17 protein-coding genes are annotated in these 17,096 nt (G+C 70.7%); 4 read left to right on the forward strand and 13 right to left on the reverse strand.

The annotated features are described in order from the left end of the window. Positions 1–58: 58 nt before the first annotated feature. The 3 genes from MJQ72_RS00885 to MJQ72_RS00895 form a co-directional block, all read right to left on the reverse strand. On the reverse strand, positions 59–790 hold the full coding sequence (locus MJQ72_RS00885) for a DUF4157 domain-containing protein (protein WP_240597083.1): 732 nt from the start codon (positions 788–790) through the stop codon (positions 59–61). 112 nt (positions 791–902) lie between these two features. Continuing rightward, positions 903–2,891, reverse strand: a complete 1,989-nt coding sequence (locus MJQ72_RS00890; protein ID WP_240597084.1) for an ATP-binding protein — start codon at positions 2,889–2,891, stop codon at positions 903–905. Beyond that, a complete protein-coding gene (locus tag MJQ72_RS00895; protein WP_240597085.1) occupies positions 2,888–3,547 on the reverse strand; it encodes a DUF4255 domain-containing protein in 660 nt (219 codons plus the stop codon). The genes MJQ72_RS00890 and MJQ72_RS00895 overlap by 4 nt, the downstream gene beginning before the upstream one ends. A 166-nt stretch (positions 3,548–3,713) precedes the next feature. Between MJQ72_RS00895 and MJQ72_RS00900 the strand changes: the two genes are divergently transcribed. Next, on the forward strand, positions 3,714–4,271 hold the full coding sequence (locus tag MJQ72_RS00900; protein WP_240597086.1) for a hypothetical protein: 558 nt from the start codon (positions 3,714–3,716) through the stop codon (positions 4,269–4,271). 291 nt (positions 4,272–4,562) lie between these two features. Here MJQ72_RS00900 and MJQ72_RS00905 read toward each other — a convergent pair whose 3' ends face one another. Continuing rightward, entirely contained in the window at positions 4,563–5,735 is a 1,173-nt protein-coding gene (locus MJQ72_RS00905; RefSeq protein WP_240597087.1) for a carboxylesterase family protein, read from the reverse strand. A 26-nt stretch (positions 5,736–5,761) separates the two neighbouring features. Between MJQ72_RS00905 and MJQ72_RS00910 the strand changes: the two genes are divergently transcribed. Further along, a complete protein-coding gene (locus MJQ72_RS00910; protein ID WP_240597088.1) occupies positions 5,762–6,685 on the forward strand; it encodes a LysR substrate-binding domain-containing protein in 924 nt (307 codons plus the stop codon). 5 nt (positions 6,686–6,690) lie between these two features. Here MJQ72_RS00910 and MJQ72_RS00915 read toward each other — a convergent pair whose 3' ends face one another. The 9 genes from MJQ72_RS00915 to MJQ72_RS00955 form a co-directional block, all read right to left on the reverse strand. Further along, positions 6,691–7,686: an amidohydrolase family protein gene (locus MJQ72_RS00915; protein WP_240597089.1), complete on the reverse strand. Its 996-nt coding sequence runs from the start codon at positions 7,684–7,686 to the stop codon at positions 6,691–6,693. A 1-nt stretch (position 7,687) separates the two neighbouring features. After that, positions 7,688–8,209 (reverse strand): 3-hydroxyanthranilate 3,4-dioxygenase, encoded by a 522-nt coding sequence (locus MJQ72_RS00920; RefSeq protein ID WP_240597090.1) that lies wholly within the window; start codon positions 8,207–8,209, stop codon positions 7,688–7,690. After that, a complete protein-coding gene (locus MJQ72_RS00925; RefSeq protein WP_240597091.1) occupies positions 8,206–8,634 on the reverse strand; it encodes a RidA family protein in 429 nt (142 codons plus the stop codon). The genes MJQ72_RS00920 and MJQ72_RS00925 overlap by 4 nt, the downstream gene beginning before the upstream one ends. After that, positions 8,631–9,389 (reverse strand): 2-keto-4-pentenoate hydratase, encoded by a 759-nt coding sequence (locus MJQ72_RS00930; protein ID WP_240597092.1) that lies wholly within the window; start codon positions 9,387–9,389, stop codon positions 8,631–8,633. Before MJQ72_RS00930 ends, MJQ72_RS00925 begins: the two co-directional genes overlap by 4 nt. Next, on the reverse strand, positions 9,386–10,393 hold the full coding sequence (gene dmpG, locus MJQ72_RS00935) for a 4-hydroxy-2-oxovalerate aldolase (protein ID WP_240597093.1): 1,008 nt from the start codon (positions 10,391–10,393) through the stop codon (positions 9,386–9,388). The genes MJQ72_RS00930 and dmpG overlap by 4 nt, the downstream gene beginning before the upstream one ends. Continuing rightward, positions 10,390–11,322 carry an acetaldehyde dehydrogenase (acetylating) gene (locus MJQ72_RS00940; protein WP_396426920.1) on the reverse strand — a complete coding sequence of 311 codons (933 nt, stop codon included), beginning with the start codon at positions 11,320–11,322 and terminating at the stop codon, positions 10,390–10,392. Before MJQ72_RS00940 ends, dmpG begins: the two co-directional genes overlap by 4 nt. Continuing rightward, the gene (locus MJQ72_RS00945; RefSeq protein WP_240597094.1) at positions 11,319–12,110 is read right to left on the reverse strand and encodes a 2-keto-4-pentenoate hydratase; all 792 of its coding nucleotides are present in this window, start codon (positions 12,108–12,110) and stop codon (positions 11,319–11,321) included. The genes MJQ72_RS00940 and MJQ72_RS00945 overlap by 4 nt, the downstream gene beginning before the upstream one ends. Next, on the reverse strand, positions 12,107–13,576 hold the full coding sequence (locus MJQ72_RS00950; RefSeq protein WP_240597095.1) for a 2-hydroxymuconic semialdehyde dehydrogenase: 1,470 nt from the start codon (positions 13,574–13,576) through the stop codon (positions 12,107–12,109). Before MJQ72_RS00950 ends, MJQ72_RS00945 begins: the two co-directional genes overlap by 4 nt. 82 nt (positions 13,577–13,658) lie before the next feature. After that, positions 13,659–14,579, reverse strand: coding sequence for a phosphotransferase (locus MJQ72_RS00955; RefSeq protein ID WP_240597096.1), 921 nt, complete (start codon positions 14,577–14,579; stop codon positions 13,659–13,661). Between the two features lie 418 nt (positions 14,580–14,997). Between MJQ72_RS00955 and MJQ72_RS00960 the strand changes: the two genes are divergently transcribed. Both MJQ72_RS00960 and MJQ72_RS00965 read left to right on the forward strand, forming a co-directional pair. Further along, complete coding sequence (locus MJQ72_RS00960; RefSeq protein WP_240597097.1) at positions 14,998–16,350, forward strand: MFS transporter; 1,353 nt, start codon at positions 14,998–15,000, stop codon at positions 16,348–16,350. 10 nt (positions 16,351–16,360) lie between these two features. Continuing rightward, a complete protein-coding gene (locus MJQ72_RS00965) occupies positions 16,361–17,083 on the forward strand; it encodes a dienelactone hydrolase family protein (protein WP_240597098.1) in 723 nt (240 codons plus the stop codon). The last annotated feature ends 13 nt before the right edge of the window (positions 17,084–17,096 follow it).

Genomic DNA, 17,096 nt, shown 5'->3' on the forward strand with positions numbered 1-17,096 from the left:
GGGATGAGCACGCCGTCCAAACACCGGCCGTGCCCCAGTTGCCAAGAACGACTGCCGGCTACACCTCTTCTTCGGTTTCTTCCTCCCGCTGCACGTACGTCTGCGCCATCTTCTCCTCTTCGCCTTCCTCGGCTTCAGGAGCTTCTTCACGCTGGACGTGCGCCTCGCCGCCGTCCTCGCACCGCTGAACCGCGGGTCCGGCCGAGGCCGGCGCAGGGGCAGACATCAGCCGGTCCGCGTTCGCGACGGCCTCGCGTTCGAACCGGTCCGAGGGATCCGAAACCTTCACCCCGCCACCGGCGTCCGTGCCCTCGACCGGCCCGCTGCGTTGCTGGACGACATGGGTCAGCTCGTGGGCGAGCATATGCTTGCCCGCGTCGGAACCAGGGTCGTATTTGTCCCGCTGGAACACGATGTTCGAACCCACCGTGTAGGCCTGCGCGTTCACGGACTTCGCCGAATCGTGCGCGGCGCCGTCGGTGTGCACCCGGACGTCGCCGAAGTCGTGCCCGAAGCGGCCCTCCATGTCCGCACGCGTCGCGGTGTCCAACGGCGCGCCGCCGCCGGAGCCGACGACGTCGTGCACCGGCGAGCGTTCTTCTTCGACCAGCGTGCTCACTCCCGCGTTTCCCACCGCCCGCTGCAGGTCCAGCATTCCGGCGGCGCCGAGGACGTCGGTGCGCCCGGCCGCGGCGGCGCGGCCCAGCAGGCCGCCCTCGTCGCGGTCCGCCCGGTCGCCCTTCGGCCGCAGGCTCGGTTCAAGGTCGTTGTCGTGACTGTGCCCGCGCATGGTCCGCTCCCTCGGTCGCTACGCCGCCCGTCCAGCTTGCGCCGTCGCCGCGCCGCGCGCCAGGCTGCGATGCGCGGCCGGAAGGGCGGCATCGGCTGCCCGAACGGGCAGGTCAGCCATCGGTCACCAGCGCCAGGTACGGGCCGAACTCGCGGTCGAGGCAGAGTCTGCCCAGCTTGCGGTACTCCCGCGCGACCGCGCCGACCAGATCCGCCATCGCCACCGGGCGGCCGGCTTCCGCGGCCAGATACGCGCCGGTCACCGCGGCCGAGCGGATATGCCCGCCCGCCAGCTCGAAGGCCTCCGCGAGGAACCCGAGGTCCAGGTCGCCGGAACGGGGCATCCGCTCGCCGAGGCAGCGGTCCCACAGCTGACGCCGCAACTCGACGTCCGGCAGCGGGAAGTCCACGATCACGTCAAGCCGCCGGGTGAACGCGTCGTCGAGGTTCGCTCGCAGGTTGGTGGCCAGCACGGCGATGCCGTCGAAGGTTTCCATCCGCTGCAGCAGGTAGGCGCTCTCGATGTTCGCGTACCGGTCGTGCGCGTCGCGCACCTCGGACCGTTTGCCGAAGATCGCGTCCGCCTCGTCGAACAGCAGCACCCCGTTGACTCCGGCGGCCTCGGTGAAGATCCGTTCCAGGTTCTTCTCCGTCTCGCCGACGTACTTGTCGACCACCGTCGCCAGGTTCACCGTGTAGAGATCCAGCCCCAGCGAGGCGGCGACGACCTCGGCGGACATCGTCTTGCCCGTCCCCGAATCCCCGGCGAAGAGCCCCGTCACACCCCGGCCGCGGCCGCCGCCCGGCCGCATCCGCCACTCGTCGAGCACCTGGTCCCGGTAGCGTGCCCGGGCGGCCAGTTCGTCCAAAAGGGACAGTACGCCCGCGGGCAGCACGAGGTCGCTCCAGCCGACCGCGGGTTCGATCCGCCGGGCGAGCCGCTGCAGACCGGCCGCGTTCTGGCTCCGCGCGCCCGCGCGAAGATGGGACGTCCGCACCGGCCCGCCGTCGGCGAGCGCCGTCACCGACGCCGCCTTCGCCGCGCGGGCGATCTGCCCCGGCCCCAGCACGAAATGCGCGGTCGCCTCCCCCGGATCGACGTCCGGAGCGAGCCTGCCGTCGAGGTGGCTGCGCCAAAGATCCACCCTGCTCGCCGCGGACAGGGGGAAAGCGTCGAGCTGCAACGGCGGGACGGCGCTCCATCGCGGGTCCCAGGCCCCGGTGCCGTGCACGACGAACGGGACCGCCGGATGAGCGAGCCGCTCCAGACGCGGCGAATCGTCGACCGGGCCCAGCACCAGCCCCGCACCGCGCAGCAACGCCTCCCGCACCAGCGAACCGGTGAGCTCGCCCTGCCGGGATTCCGCCTGCCAGCGTGCCGCGTCGACCACCAGCGCGGGAAAGCCAGCACCGGTCAGGGCCGCGACACCGAGCTCTTCCGCGCCTCCGCCTGGATGCTCCTTCAGATAGACCAGCCCGACCTGGCCTCTGATCGCCCGCGCGAGCCGATCGGCGCCGGCCACGTCGGTGCTCTCCGTGCCGAGGCGTGCGCATCCGGCGAGTTCCGGGGCGAGCCGGTCGTCACCCAGCAGGTGGTTCACCACCCGGTCGGGTACCCGGAGCGTGCGTGACAGGAAGGGGCGTTCCTCCTCTTCCATGGTGAGCAGGCCACAGGTGATCAGCGGGGCGTCGGCGTCGAGCCGCGCCCGGCCGGCGGCCGACGCTTCGGGGACGCCGCAGAGGCGCAGGGCCAGACCCGCCGTCGCCCGGCGGCGGGTCACGTCGTCGTTGAGGTAGCCGTAGAACTGCTCGAACCGGCTGTCGAGGTCGGGCGCGAGCGCGACGAGCAGCAGTTCGACGTCGACACCGGTGAGCCCCGCGCGTTCCGCCAGCGGGTACAGCCGACCGCCCGGCACGGAGTCCGTGAACGGCGGGAACGGCTCACGGTGGCCCTCCAGCAGCGCGTCGATCGTCTCGTTCGACAGGTACAGCCCGCGGAAGGGATCGTCGGGGTTCGGGTCGGCGGCGCGGCGGCTCTCGACCGCGTCGCGGATCCGCTGTTCGAGCCGGGCCAGCCGCTCGAACAGGTACTCCAGGCTCATCGGGGCTTCCGGTGGGTGCGCGCCATCGCGACCCGGCGCTGACCTTCGACCGTCCCGCTCTCCGCCACGTGGTGCCCGACCAGCTCGCCGTCGTGGGTGTCGAGCTTCAGGCCTTCCTTCGGCGGCTGTTCGGCCGGGTACACCCGTCCACTGTGGACCGGCGCGGAGATGACGACGTCCAGCGACGGTTTCAGTTCGCCGCCCAAAGCGGTCCAGACGTCGGCGAAGGCGCGGTCCTCGGGCGGCGGCAACGCCACCGTCATCGGCACCGGCAGGCCCAGCTCGGCCAGCGACCCGGTGAGCGCCGACGCCGGGACGGCGTCGTAGGCGAGCAGGCCGAGCAACAGGTCGGACAGCACGCGATGCTCGTCTTCCGGGCGCTGCGTCCATGCGGTGACCAGATAGGACAGCTTGATGTGCCGCGGCGGGAGGTGCCGAGCCGAGACCTTGCCGAGCTGGTCGTACTCGTTGAGCAGGCCCCGCGAGCGGCGTCGCAGGTCTTCGCGGACGTCGTAGAGATAGACGTTCACCGTGGGGGCGTTGCGCCGCGCCGCCCATTCCTTGTTGGGCGCGTCGAACGCGACCTCGATCTCGCTGCCGCGCCGGGTCTCGCCGCGGACGAGCCGCCGCAACGCCTCGTCGACCTCATGGATCACTGCGGACCTCCTCGGACGGCGGTCTTCCCACGATGATCGCGGCGGCGCCGACCGGCCAGCCGCGCAGCGGCAGACCTTCGGGTACGCCAGGCTGCCCGTACGGGCAACACCCCTGGCCGCACCCACATCACCGTGGTCGGACGCGTCGTCGGTTACAGTGCCGGTCGTGCCCGAACAGACATGGTCACCCGCTCCGGGGACGCCCGTAATCGAGTACCGGTCCAGTCGCTGGTTGTTCATCGGCGGACTGGCCCTGTTGATCTTCTTCGGGTTGGCCGCGATCTTCCCGGAAGCCGGGAACTCGTCGTCGTCGCGCAAACTCAAGATGCCCGCGGAACCCGCGGCCTTCATCTTCGGCGCGCTCGCGGTGGGCGGTCTGCTGACGGCGATCGGCTCGGTCCCCCACATGATCCGCTTCGCGGCCGACGAACGTGGACTGTGGTGGCGAGCCGGGCGCAAATCCGACCTGATCGCGTGGGACGAGCTGCGCGCGGTGCGCGGCCAGGAACTACTCCCGCGGGACCAGAGCGACCCGAACTCGAAGGCCGTCCTGCCGGCCATGGTGTTCATCCCCAAGGACCGGTACTTCGAAAGCCGCCACGCGAAACTGTTCACGCGCCCGTCCACCCCCGGTCCCGAGGTGGAACTGAGACTGCCGAACAGCACCATCGTCCGGCAGCTGACCCAGGGGATCGCGAGAGTCCGGCCGGACCTGGTCACCTAGCGCCGCAAGTCCGGTGGTTCCGCGTGTTCGGCCGGACGACACTCGTGATGGGATGGACGACACGCGTGTCGGCGGGGTCTTGCCGAGAGTCGTCCACCTGGACACGCGTGTCGTCCATCGGATCACACGCGCCGTCCCTCCAGACACGCGCAAGTGCCCGACAGCACCTAAGACACCCAGTCCGAATCGCCACTCGCGGCCCGTATCCGACCAAGGGCCGAAGGCTCCCTTCGCCGCATCAGACTCGGCGAAGGGAGCCTTCAGCCCACCATCGGTCCAAGAACACCGGCGTCACCGAAGACCGGCGAACGTGATCGGACGGCCCGAGACCGGAGCGGGGTCGAGCTTCCCGGTACGGGCGAAGGTCGCCCAGACGGAGCGAAGGGCGGTACCGAAGGCGTCGACCTCGGCCCACGGGACCTCGCCCAGCATCGGACTGTCCTGCCAGGCGTGCCGGGTCCCGAGCAGCAGCGGCAGTTCCAGGCAGTGGGTCGCACCGAACTCGGCGCCTTCGGGCCGCCAGTCCAGGCGATACGACGAGACACCGGCTCCCGCCGAGCGCAGCCGGTCGCCGAAGGCGGCCAGCGGTCCGACGTAGACCTCGTCGGTCCCGGCGGCGCCGGGGAACGCGGTCATGTCGTCGGCGTTCCAGCCGTACAGCACATCGAGGTCGCGCACGTTGTCCGCGAAGGGCGCCTTGTCCAGGCTGTCCACCGGAACGAACGCGGGCGCCATCGGGTCGCCGCTGAGCCGCAGGTTGGCCAGCGCGGTTTCCTTCTGCGCGGCGAGGATCTCCGTGATCCCTGCGGTGCGCGGGTCGGTGCCCAGCGCCTCGGCGAACACGTGGCCGAGCCTGTCCGCCTGGTCCGGCGCCCGGGTGGCGAGGCCGAGCGGCGCGCTCTGCAGGATCGCCCGCCGGAACAGGCCGCGCGCCTCGGGCAGGTCCATCAGCAGCCGGATGGAGATACCGCCCGCCGACTGCCCGGCGACCGTCACGTTGCCCGGATCCCCGCCGTAAGCCGCGATGTTCGCCCGCACCCAGCGCAGCGCCTCCAGCTGGTCGGCCAGCCCGAGGTTGCCGGGGCTGACGCCGTCCAGGTACAGGTAGCCGAGCGCGCCGAGCCGGTAGTTCACGCCGACCACCACGAGGTCGCCCTCGGCGGCCAGCGCGCCGCCGTCGTACCAGTCCAGCAACCCGCCACCGCTGGAGAATCCGCCGCCGTGCAGCCACACCAGCACGGGCCTGCGCGCGGCATCCAGGCCGGGAGTGCTGATCGTCAGGTTGAGACAGTCCTCGCCCTGCGGGAGCCGGTCACGCGGCGGGCCCATCACGCGGTCCAGCCGGGACGGCGGCTGCGGGCTGATCTCCCCGCTCGACGGCGCCTGCCCCGAAACGGCGACCGGCGGCGCGAACCGGGCCGCCGTGGCGTAGCGAATCGGTCCGGTTCGGACAATCGTGGTCATACGCACCTCACGGGTAGGATCGGCCGGTGATCTTGCCACGCCTGCTGGACGGCCGACTGAAGTTCCGCCATCTCGTCCTGCTCGACGCGCTGGCCAGGCAGGGCACCGTGGTCGGCGCCGCCGCCGAGCTGCACGTGACGCAACCGGTGGCGACCCGAAGTCTGCACGAACTCGAAGAGATCCTCGACGTGCGGTTGTTCGAACGCGGCCCGCGCGGTGTCACCCCGACCGTGTTCGGCGAGGCGTTCACCGGGCACGCCCGGGCGGTACTCGCCCAGCTCGAACAGGCCGGGCGGCACGTCGCCGAGCTGGCCGACGCGGAACGCGGCACGGTCGTGGTCGGCACGCATCTCGCCGGGTCGAACATGTTGCTGCCGCGCGCCATCGCCGCGATCAAGACCGAGCGGCCGTACCTCACCATCGTGGTCCGGGAGGGTTCTCCGGAAGCGCTGCTGGTGGAGCTGGAGGCGGGCCGGGTCGACCTCATCATCGGCAGGCTGACCGCGCCTTCGGACGAGCGGATCGAGCGGCGCAAACTGTACGACGAGTCGGTGGATCTGGTGGTGCGCACCGCGCATCCGCTGGCGGGCGCGACCGAGGTCGCGCTGGCCGACCTCGCGGAGTACCCGTGGATCCTGCCCGGCGCGGAGACCGCGCTGCGCCGCGAACTGGAACAGTTGTTCACCCGCAACGACTTCCCGCTGCCCGCGAACCGGGTGGAGACCACGTCGTTCCTCACCGTGCGGCAGCTCCTGCTGGAGACCGACGTGATCGCCGCGCTGCCGAGCCTCATCACCAAGGACGATCCGAGGATCACCAGGGTCGCGCTGGCGCTGGAACCCATCGGGCACAGCGTCGGGCTCACCCTGCCCGCCCAGCGCACGCTCAGCCCGTCGGTGGACGCGCTCATCCGCAGCCTGACCGAAGTCGCCACCGGAATGTCCCCTTAGGACGGTCACAACAGGGAGAGGAAGCGTTCGGCGTTCCCGCTGGTGATCAGCCGCCGCTCGGCCTCGGTCAGGAAGCCGCTCTTGCGCACCACCTCACCGACCGGGCGTTCGCCGAGCGGATACGGGTAGTCGCTGCCGACCATCACCCGCTCGGCGCCGAGGGTGTCCACGAGCAGCCGCAGCGCCCGCTCGTCGAAGACCACCGAATCGACGTGGAACCGGTCGAGGTAGTGCGACGGTGGGAACTCCGAAGTGCCGATCACGTCGTTCCGCCGATGCCAGGCGTTCTCCATCCGGCCGAGCCAGAACGCGAACGATCCGCCGCCGTGCGCGAAACAGATCTTCAGGCTCGCGTCGATCCGGTCGAAGACCCCGCCGAGCACCAATGCCAGGATCGACAGATGCGTTTCGGCCGGCATCGCGGTCAGCCATCGCGCCATCCACCGGTCCAGCCGGGGCGAACCGTCCATGTCCCACGGATGCACGAACACCGGGACCCCGAGCGACGCGCAGTGCTGCAGAAAGGTCTCCACCCCGGCGCTGTCCAGATCGCGGTCGCCGACGTGGTTGCCGATCTCCACTCCCCGGTGCCCCGCGGCCAGGCAGCGTTCCAGTTCACGGCACGCGGCGTCGGTGTCCTGCAACGGAACCTGGCAGAACGGGATCAGCCGGTCCGGCGCCGGTGCGACGATCTCCAGCGCCAGATCGTTGAAGATCCGGGCGATCCGGCCCGCCTGCTCGCCGGTCCGGCCGTAGTTGAAGAAGGCGGGCGTCGGGGAGACCACCTGGGTGCGCACGCCGTCGGCGTCCATGTCCAGCAGCCGGGTCTCCGCGTTCCAGCAGTCCGCGCCGATCCGGCGGAACTCCTTGTCCCCCATCATGATCATCGCTTCGGACTCGGTTTCCGCGCGCAGCCACGGCGCCTCCGGTCCGGCGTCCGCACGCAGATCCGGCCAACCGTTCGGCACGTAATGCGTGTGGATGTCGATCAGGCCGGTCATCTCAGCCCTTCCCGGGGTGCAAGGTGCCGCAGTTTCCGCAGGTGCGGGCCTGCTCGTCGCCGTAGAACGCGGTGAAGACCGGCGGCAGATCCTCGACGATGTCGCGCACCTGGAGCTCCACCTCGTGCACCAGAGACGCGCATTCCAGGCAGTACCACTGGAACTTCTCCAGCGTGCCCTCTTCACGGACGCGCTCGATGACCAGGCCGATCGAATCCGCCTCCGGGCGCTGCGGCGAATGCGGGATGTCGCCCGGCAGCAGCCAGGTGTCGCCTTCGGAGATGCGAACGGTCTTCTGACCTTCTTCGGTCATGATGTTCACGTGCATGTTCCCCTTGAGCTGGTAGAACCATTCCTCGTAGGGGTCGACGTGAAAGTCGGTGCGCTGGTTCGGCCCGCCGACGATCTGCACGATGAAATCCTTGCCCAGTGCCATGGTCCGGTTGTTCACCGGCGGCTTGAGCAGATGCTCGTGCTCCGCGATCCAGGCCTGGAAATTGACGACCTCGGGAATGCCGGTCATCGGGGGACCTCCGTGTCTTTCGGTAGCTGGGCGATGGCCTGGATTTCGATCAGCAGATGCGGATGCGGCAGCTGATGCACGGCGACCGTGGTGCGGGCAGGGCCCGTTTCGTCGAAGTACTCGCCGTAGATCTCGTTGTAGCCGCCGAAATCGTTCATCGAAACCAGGAACGTGGTGATCTGCGTGATGTCGGCGAGATCGGCGCCGACCTCGTGCAGGATGCCGCGGATGTTCTCGATCACCGCGCGGGTCTGCGCCCGGATGTCCAGGTTCGTGGTGCCGAGCTCGTCCACCTCGACACCCTCGAACGTGTTGTCCGGGCGCCGGGAACTCGTCCCGGACACGAAGACCAGATCTCCGGCGACCTTCACATGCGGGAACCGGCCCCTCGGCTTGGCCAGCCCGGCGATCACGCGCCCGTTCATGCCAGCCCCCGCACCGAGACCCGGCCGAGCCCGGCGATGTCCGCCTCGGCGACGCCGGGCGCGAACGGCACCGCTTCGGTCGCCGCCCCGGCCAGCACCACCTGCCCGGCCCGCAACGGGATGTCCCGTTTCCGGCACAGCTCGACCAGCGCGTGCAGCGCGCGCACCGGATCGCCGAGGATCGCCGACGTCGAGCCGATCACCTCCCGGTCGCCGGAGCGCAGCCGCACCGCCCGGTTCGCCACCTCGCCGAACGCGCGCCACGGCCCGAGCACATATCCCGCGGCCGAGGTGTTGTCCGCGACCACATCGGTGTGGGTGAACCGGAAATCCCGGTACCGGGAGTCGATGATCTCGATCGCCGGGGCCATCGCGTCCACAGCGGACTCCACGTCGAACGCGGGGTCGGCGAGATCGATGTCGCGGGCCAGCCGGTACGCGACCTCCGGCTCCACCTTCGGATGGATGAAGCGCGCCAACGGGACCTCGCCGCCGTCGGCGACCCGCATCGCGTCGGTGAGCCTGCCGGCGATCACCTCGGACACGCCCATCTGCGCCATCTTCGCCTTACTGGTCAGTCCCAGTTTGACCCCGATCACCCGCTCGCCACGGGTCTCCCGCCGCGCCACCAGCGCGGCCTGGATCGCGTACGCGTCGGCGATGTCCAGCGCGTGGTCGTCGGCGAGGCTCGGCGTGTCCACACGCGTCGTCTGCGCGGTGTCCAGGCGCTCGGCGAGCGCCGCGATGGCCGTCATGTGCCGCTCCGTACCAGGTCGAGTGCGATGTCCACGATCATGTCCTCCTGCCCGCCGACCAGCTCGCGCCTGCCGACCTCGGTGAGAATCCGCCGGGTGTCCAGCCCGTAGCGGGCCGCCGCGCGTTCGGCGTGCAGCAGGAAACTCGAGTACACCCCGGCGTAGCCGAGGGTCAGCGTCTCGCGGTCCACCTGGACCGGCCGTTCCCGCAGCGGGCGGATCAGGTCGTCCGCCGCGTCCTGCAACGCGAACAGGTCCGCGCCGTGCTCCCAGCCGAGCAGGTCGGCGACCGCGACGAACGGTTCGGCCGGGCAGTTGCCCGCCCCCGCGCCCTGCCCGGCCAGCGCGACGTCCACCCGGGACGCGCCGTGCTCGACCGCGGTCACGCTGTTCGCCACCGAAAGGGAAAGGTTCTCGTGCGCGTGGATGCCGATCTCGGTCCGCGCGTCGAGCACCTGCCGATACGCGTCGATCCGTTCAGCGACCCCGTTCATCGTCAGCCGCCCACCGGAATCGGTGACGTAGACGCACTGCGCACCGTAGGACTCCATCAGCCTGGCCTGTTCGGCGAGCGCGGCCGGCGGGGAAAGGTGGCTCATCATCAGGAATCCGGATACGTCCATACCGTGTTCGCGGGCCCAGGCGATGTGCTGCGCGGCCACGTCGGCCTCGGTGCAGTGGGTGGCGATCCGCACGCTGCGCACCCCGAGGTCGCGGGCGCGGCGCAGCTGTCCGATGGTGCCGATTCCGGGCAGCAGCAACGTGGTCAGCGTCGCGTTCTCGATCACCTCGGCGGCCGCGGTGATCCATTCCTCGTCGGTGTGCGCGCCGAAACCGTACGTCGCGCTGGACCCGCCGAGTCCGTCGCCGTGCGCGACCTCGATCGCCGCCACGCCGGCCTTGTCCACGGCGGACACGATCCGCCGGACCTGGTCCACCGTGTACGCGTGCCCCATCGCGTGCATGCCGTCGCGCAAGGTCACGTCCTGCAGGTAGACCTTCATCCGAGCCACCCCCTCAGTTCGGCGATCCGCTCGGCCGTGCGCAGCGCCGCCGAGGTCATGATGTCGAGATTTCCCGCGTAATCCGGCAGATAGTGGGCCGCGCCGAGCACTTCGAGGAACACCGAGACCTTCAACCCGGTGAGCTCCCGGCCCAGTCCGGGCACCCACTGCCGGCGCACCGGGTCGAACTGCACTTCCTGTTTCAGCGTGTAGCCCGGTACGTACTCGCGTACCCGTTCGGCCATCTGCCGGACCGCCGCCGCGATCTTCTCCCGGTCCGGCTCCCCCTCGACGAGGCAGTACACCGTGTCCCGCATGACGATCGGCGGGTCGGCCGGGTTCAGCACGATGATCGCCTTGCCCGTCGCGGCGCCACCGACCTCGCGGATCGCGGCCGCCGTGGTCTCGGTGAACTCGTCGATGTTCGCCCTGGTCCCGGGCCCTGCCGAACGGGACGAAATGGAGGCGACGATCTCCGCGTACGCGACCGGCGCGACCGAAGACACCGCGGCCACCATCGGGATCGTGGCCTGTCCGCCGCAGGTCACCATGTTCACGTTCGGCGCGGCGAGGTGCTCGTCGAGGTTCACCGGCGGCACCACGAACGGGCCGAGCGCGGCCGGGGTCAGGTCGATCATCAGCTTGCCGTGTGCCTCGGCCACCTCGGCGTGCCGCCGGTGCGCACCGGCCGACGTCGCGTCGAAGATCACCCGCACACCGGCGAACTCCGGCAGCGCGACGAGGCCGTCGATGCCGCCGTGGGTGGTGGCCACCTTCAGCCTGGCCGCCCTGGCGAGCCCGTCCGACGCCGGATCGATGCCCGCCATCGCGGCCATCCGCAGCGTCTTCGACAACCGCAGCACCTTGATCATCAGATCGGTGCCGATATTGCCGGAGCCGATGACGGCGACCGGAACCGTTGCTGTCACTGAGTTTCCTCCTCGATCACCGCGTCGACCTCGCCGAGCCCGTCCAGCCGCAGCCGGAACCGGCCCGCTCCCGTGACCGGCACCATCGGGCCGAGCGCCCCGGACATCACCACGTCGCCGGCGCGCAACGGCTGCTCGCGGGCGGCCAGCTCGCGGGCCAGCCAGGCCACGGCGGCCACCGGCGAACCGAGGCAGGCGTGGCCCGCGCCGAAGGACACCGGCTCGCCGTCCAGCTCCAGCGTCATCCCGGTCGCGGCGAGATCCCGGCCGGTCAACGAGAACGGCGTGCACCCCAGCACCACCGCCCCACTGGACGCGTTGTCCGCCACCGTGTCCACAATGGACAGGTCCCAGGCGTCGATCCGGGAGTCCACGATCTCGATCGCGGGCACCACGAACTCGGTCGCCCGCAGCACGTCCGCGACCGAAGCACCCGGCACGTCCAGATCACGGCCGAGCACGAACGCGATCTCGCCCTCGGCCCGCGGTTGCAGGAAGCGCCGATATGGAACGGGCTCGGTGTGCGCGTACAGCATGTCGTCGAACAGCACACCGAAATCCGGCTGGTACACGCCGAACTGGCGCTGCACCGAGGGCGCGGTCAGCCCGATCTTCGCCCCGGCCACCCTGGCGCCCGCCGCGACCCGCTCGTCGCGCAGCCTGCGCTGCACCGCGTAGGCCGCGTCGATGTCTTGCGTACCAAGGAACTCCCGCACCGGCGGGCACGGCGTCGTGGTGCTCGCCGCGGCCGTGAGCCGCGCGGCGGCCGCGTCGACCGGCGCGGTCACAGCCGCACGCACACATTCGTCGGCTCGGTGTAGAAGTGCAGCGAAGACGCGCCGCCCTCCCGGCCGATGCCGGAAAGCCCCATCCCGCCGAACGGCGAGCGCAGGTCGCGCAGGAACCAGGTGTTCACCCACGACATGCCGACGTGCATGGCCTGCGCGACGCGGTGCCCCCGGCGCAGGTCCCGGGTCCACACCGAGGACGCGAGCCCGTATTCGGTGTCGTTGGCCAGCGCGATCGCCTCGTCCTCGGTGTCGAACGGGATCAGCGCGGCCACCGGGCCGAAGATCTCCTCCCGCACTGGCCGGTCCTTGTTGGTCAAGCCGGTCCACAGGGTCGGCTCCAGCCAGGAGCCGCCGTCGAGTTCCGGCCCGAGCTCGGGGATCCCGCCGCCGGTCAGGGTCTTGGCGCCGGCCTCCTCGGCCAGCGCGAGGTAGTCCAGCACCTTGCGCCGGTGCTCCGGCGAGATCAGCGGGCCGGTGGTGGTCCGCTCGGCCTTCGGGTCGCCGAGCCGCAGCCCGCGCGCCCGCTCCACCAGCCCGGCCGCGACGTCGTCGAACACCGAGCGCTGCACGTACACCCGCTCGGTGCACAGGCACACCTGCCCGGTGTTCGCGAACACCGACCGGGTCAGCCCGGCCAGCGTCTCGTCGAGATCGGCGTCCTCGAACACGATGGCGGCGTTCTTCCCGCCGAGCTCGAACGACACCGGCCGGACCCGGGGCGCGACCGTGCGCATCACCTGGGTGCCGGTGGCCGACGAGCCGGTGAACGTCACCCCGTCGATGCCGGGATGCTCGGTCAGATATTGCCCCGCCGAATCGCCGCCGAACCCGTGCACCACGTTGTAGGCGCCTGCGGGCAGGCCGGCCTCGGCCAGCACTTCGGCCAGCAGGGTCGCGGTGGACGGCGTCTGGTCGCTCGGCTTGACCACGACCGCGTTGCCGCAGCCGAGCGCGGGCGCGACCTTCCAGGTCAGCAACAGCAGCGGCAGGTTCCACGGCACGATCACCGCGACCACGCCGAGCGGTTTGCGCACCGCGTAGTTCAGCGCCTGCGCCCCGCCGGGCAGGTCGGTGACGAACGATTCCTGGCCGGCGGCCGCGATCACGTCGGCGAAGGTGCGGAAGTTCGCCACCGCGCGGGCCACGTCCAGCTCGCGGGCCTGCGTGACCGGCTTTCCGGTGTCCGCGACCTCGGCCGCGACGAACTCCTCGAACCGGGCCTCGATCCGGTCGGCCACCCGGCGCAGCAACGCCGTCCGCTCCCGCACCGGGGTGTCCGCCCAGCCGTCGTGCAACGCGGCGCGGGCGCCGGTGACCGCACGGTGCACCAGCGCCCGGTCCGCCTCGTGCACCCGGGCGAACTCCGCGCCGGTCGCCGGATCGACCGCCGGGAACCCCGGTCCGTCCGGCTCGGCGAACCCACCGTCCACGAAGTTGCGGATCCACCGCACTGGCTGTGTCATGCCGTCCACTGTGGCCCGCCGGGCCATGCGGAACAAATGCGTATCCGCTCCCCTGCTATAGCCAAACGAACATATCCCAGGGTCAGGCGTTCGCTCGCCGAAGACGTTCGGCCGCCTGCGCGCGGAGAGCGTCGTCAGCCTTCGGAGCCGTGCCGTGCAGCGCTTCCCAGCGGACGTCGTGCGCCGCCGTCCACAGGCTGGCCGCCCACGCGACCTCCTGCTCCTCCGCGGTGAACCGTCGCCCACGATGGTCCTGATAGGCCGCCAGGAACGCGTCGGAGCTCTCGATCGGCGGCAGCATGGCAGGCCCGGTCTTGGGGAACACGCCACTCGCCGCGCCCACCAGCGCCGCCTCCGGCTGCCACGCCAAGCTGTCCCAGTCGTGCACCGACCACACCTCCGTGCCGTGCCAGCAGAGGTTCTGCGCTTCGAAGTCCGCGTGGCCCAGCACGCACGGCAGCTTCGCGGCCAGCAGCCGCTCGCGTACCCGGCGCGCCGTGTCGACGACATAAGCGGGCACCGCGCTCTGATCCAGCTCGTCGAGAGACCGGATCGACGGCCACACCCCGGGATCCCGGTGATCCCACCGCGACCAGCGCGGATTCGGCAACGGCGGCGAGACGGCCAAGCCGGACAGGCCGGCCATCAGCCGGGCGAACACCTCCGCGTAGCGCACGGCGACGTCCGGCGAGTCGCCGGGCAGCGGCTCACCGCCGGGCCGGAACTCCTCGGCGTGCACGGCCAGCAGGCCGACGCCGATCGCGGACGTGAGCGGCCGCGGACAAGGAAACCCCTTGTCCGCCAACCAGGTCTGCGCGGCGAGACAGGACGCAGCCCGCCCGTCGTCCTCGCGCGCCTTCACGACGACGTCCCGCCCGCCTGCCAGCCGCAGGCCGAAGACCTCCGACATCGACCGCAGTTCGAACCGGACGCCGACCGGTTCGGCCCCCAAGTGCTCCGCACACCAGGCCGGCAGCCAGTCCGGCAGATCGTCCAACGCCACAGGGGGACTGTGCCAGGTTCGCCACCCTCCCGCGCCCCGCCCCGGACCTTGATCAACGGAAGATTCAGGACGCTCACCGTCCCCGATCTTCCGCCAAGCCCGTCGAGCGGGGAGGATTTCGGACGTTGGACGTCCGAAATCCTCCCCACTCACCTCGCCGGCTCCGCCACGGCACCGAGCCGCGATCAGGGTCCGGAGGGTGAGCGACCGACCCGGCCATCGTGTTGCGAAAGCCACTTTCGCAACACACCGCGGCAACGCAAGCCCACCCAAAGCGCCCCACCTCGCCAGCTATACCCATATGGACATAACAGACTGACGATTCGGCATTTGTGGCCTATGCCTCACGGTGTCAGGCTTCTGCCCAATCGCCAGCAGCCGCGCTCGGCTGTCGCCCGACTCGATTGGGTTATCGCAGATGAACGCTCCCGCGCCCCGCAAGATCGCCGCCGCCACCCTCGCCGGGACCACCCTGGAGTGGTACGACTTCTTCCTCTACGGCACCGCGTCCGCGCTGATCTTCAACAAACAGTTCTTCCCCTCGCTCAGCCCCGCTGTCGGCACCCTCGCCGCCTTCAGCACCTTCGCCGTCGGCTTCATCGCCCGCCCGCTCGGCGGTCTGGTGTTCGGCCACTTCGGCGACCGGATCGGCCGCAAGTCCACGCTGGTGGTCTCGCTGATGCTGATGGGCGTCGGCTCCACGTTGATCGGGTTGATCCCGAACTACCAGGCGATCGGCATCTGGGCGCCGATCCTGCTGGTCGCGATGCGGATCGTGCAGGGCATCGGGCTCGGCGGCGAAGGCGCGGGGGCGACCCTGATGTCGATGGAACACGCGCCCGCCGGACAGCGGAACCGGTACGCCGGGTTCCCGCAGATGGGCACGCCCGCCGGGCTGGTGCTGGCGAATCTGCTGTTCCTCGGCAGCAGCGCGGTGATGCCCGCGAGCGTGTTCGCCGCGTGGGGCTGGCGGATCCCGTTCCTCCTGAGCTTCGTGCTGGTCGCGATCGGCCTGATGATCCGGCTGCGGATCACCGAATCACCGTCGTTCACCCGGGCGGCGCAGGACGACAAGGTGGTCCGGTTCCCGCTCGGGGCGGCGTTCAAGGTCGGCTTCGGCAGGCTCGCACTGACCCTGCTGGTCGGCGTGGCGAACTCGGCGGTCGCCTACGTGTTCATGGTCTTCACCCTGTCCTACGGGACCCAGAGCCTCCACTACGACCGGCAGTTCCTGATCCTCTCGGTGACCGGGTCGGCGGTGCTGTGGTTCGCCACCATCCCGCTCTGGACCCGGATCGCCGACCGCCACGGCAGGCGCACCATGTTCGTCGCCGGGTCGGCCGCGCTCCTGCTGTGGTGTCTCGCCTTCTTCCCGCTGCTGAACACCGGGAACACCGGGCTCGCGATGCTCGCGCTGGCGGGCATGGGCCTGGTCGTCCCGATCACCCATTGCGTGCAGGGCGCGATCATCGCGGACACCTTCCCGGTCAACGTCCGGTTCTCCGGGATGTCGCTGCTGCTGCAGGGCGGCGCGATCCTCGGCGGCGGGCTCGCCCCGATGATCGCGACCGCGGTGCTCAACGCCACCGGCTCGACCACCGGCATCACCTGGTATCTGGCCGCGATCTGCGGCGTCAGCATGGTCAGCGCGATGGCCCTGTTCCGCCTGGTCCCGTCCCGCGCCGCGGAATCCACAATGGACGGACCTCGCGACGGGGACGCCGTTCCGCTGTCCGTGAACACCGGCCCGGCCGGGCTCGACGATCATTAGAGTCCGGTTCATGCCGGTCACGACACGCACGGTCGAATACCCCGCCGACGGGCTGACGATGGTCGGGCGCCTCGCGCTCCCCGCCGGGGCCGGCCGCCGTCCCGCGGTCCTGATCGGTCCCGAAGGGCCGGGGCTGAACGACTTCCAGCGCCGCCGGGCCGACGCCCTTGCCGAGCTGGGGTACGTGGCGCTGGCGTTCGACATCAACGGCGGGCGCTGGTTCGCCGACCCCGAAGAGATGCTGGCGTACGCGATGCCGCTGCTCGCCGATCCCGGCCGGATGCGGGAAATCGGTCACGCGGCCCTCGATGTGCTGCGCGCCGAGCCGCGGACCGACCCGGACCGGATCGCCGCCATCGGATACGGCACCGGCGGCGCGATCGCGCTGGAGCTCGGACGGGACGGCGTCGACCTGCGCGCGATCGGCACGGTCAACGCGCTGACCACCGGGCGGCCGGGCGAAGCGGCGCGCATCCGCTGCCCGGTCTGGGCCGGGGTCGGCTCGGAAGACCCGATCATGCCGCCCGCGCAACGGGAAGCGTTCACCGCCGAAATGCAGGAGGCGGGCGTCGACTGGCGGCTCGTGGTCTACGGCGGCGCCGAGCACGCCTTCCACCACCCGACGGTCGACCACGCCGTGCTCCCCGGCGTCGCCTACCACGCGCGGCACGCGGAGCGGGCTTGGCGCGACGTCGTCGGCCTGCTCGCCGAATGCCTGCCCGTGACGGAGTGATCCGAGGCGTCGC

It is taken from the genome of Amycolatopsis sp. EV170708-02-1 (assembly GCF_022479115.1).
GTDB lineage: Bacteria > Actinomycetota > Actinomycetes > Mycobacteriales > Pseudonocardiaceae > Amycolatopsis.

Excerpts from the sequence above, each read along its gene's own strand:
- MJQ72_RS00885 (WP_240597083.1), bottom strand. The coding sequence starts at position 790 with ATGCGCGGGCACAGTCACGACAACGACCTTGAACCGAGCCTGCGGCCG.
- MJQ72_RS00890 (WP_240597084.1), bottom strand. The coding sequence starts at position 2,891 with ATGAGCCTGGAGTACCTGTTCGAGCGGCTGGCCCGGCTCGAACAGCGG.
- MJQ72_RS00905 (WP_240597087.1), bottom strand. The coding sequence starts at position 5,735 with ATGACCACGATTGTCCGAACCGGACCGATTCGCTACGCCACGGCGGCC.
- MJQ72_RS00915 (WP_240597089.1), bottom strand. The coding sequence starts at position 7,686 with ATGACCGGCCTGATCGACATCCACACGCATTACGTGCCGAACGGTTGG.
- MJQ72_RS00920 (WP_240597090.1), bottom strand. The coding sequence starts at position 8,209 with ATGACCGGCATTCCCGAGGTCGTCAATTTCCAGGCCTGGATCGCGGAG.
- MJQ72_RS00925 (WP_240597091.1), bottom strand. The coding sequence starts at position 8,634 with ATGAACGGGCGCGTGATCGCCGGGCTGGCCAAGCCGAGGGGCCGGTTC.
- MJQ72_RS00930 (WP_240597092.1), bottom strand. The coding sequence starts at position 9,389 with ATGACGGCCATCGCGGCGCTCGCCGAGCGCCTGGACACCGCGCAGACG.
- dmpG (WP_240597093.1), bottom strand. The coding sequence starts at position 10,393 with ATGAAGGTCTACCTGCAGGACGTGACCTTGCGCGACGGCATGCACGCG.
- MJQ72_RS00950 (WP_240597095.1), bottom strand. The coding sequence starts at position 13,576 with ATGACACAGCCAGTGCGGTGGATCCGCAACTTCGTGGACGGTGGGTTC.
- MJQ72_RS00960 (WP_240597097.1), top strand. The coding sequence starts at position 14,998 with ATGAACGCTCCCGCGCCCCGCAAGATCGCCGCCGCCACCCTCGCCGGG.
- MJQ72_RS00965 (WP_240597098.1), top strand. The coding sequence starts at position 16,361 with ATGCCGGTCACGACACGCACGGTCGAATACCCCGCCGACGGGCTGACG.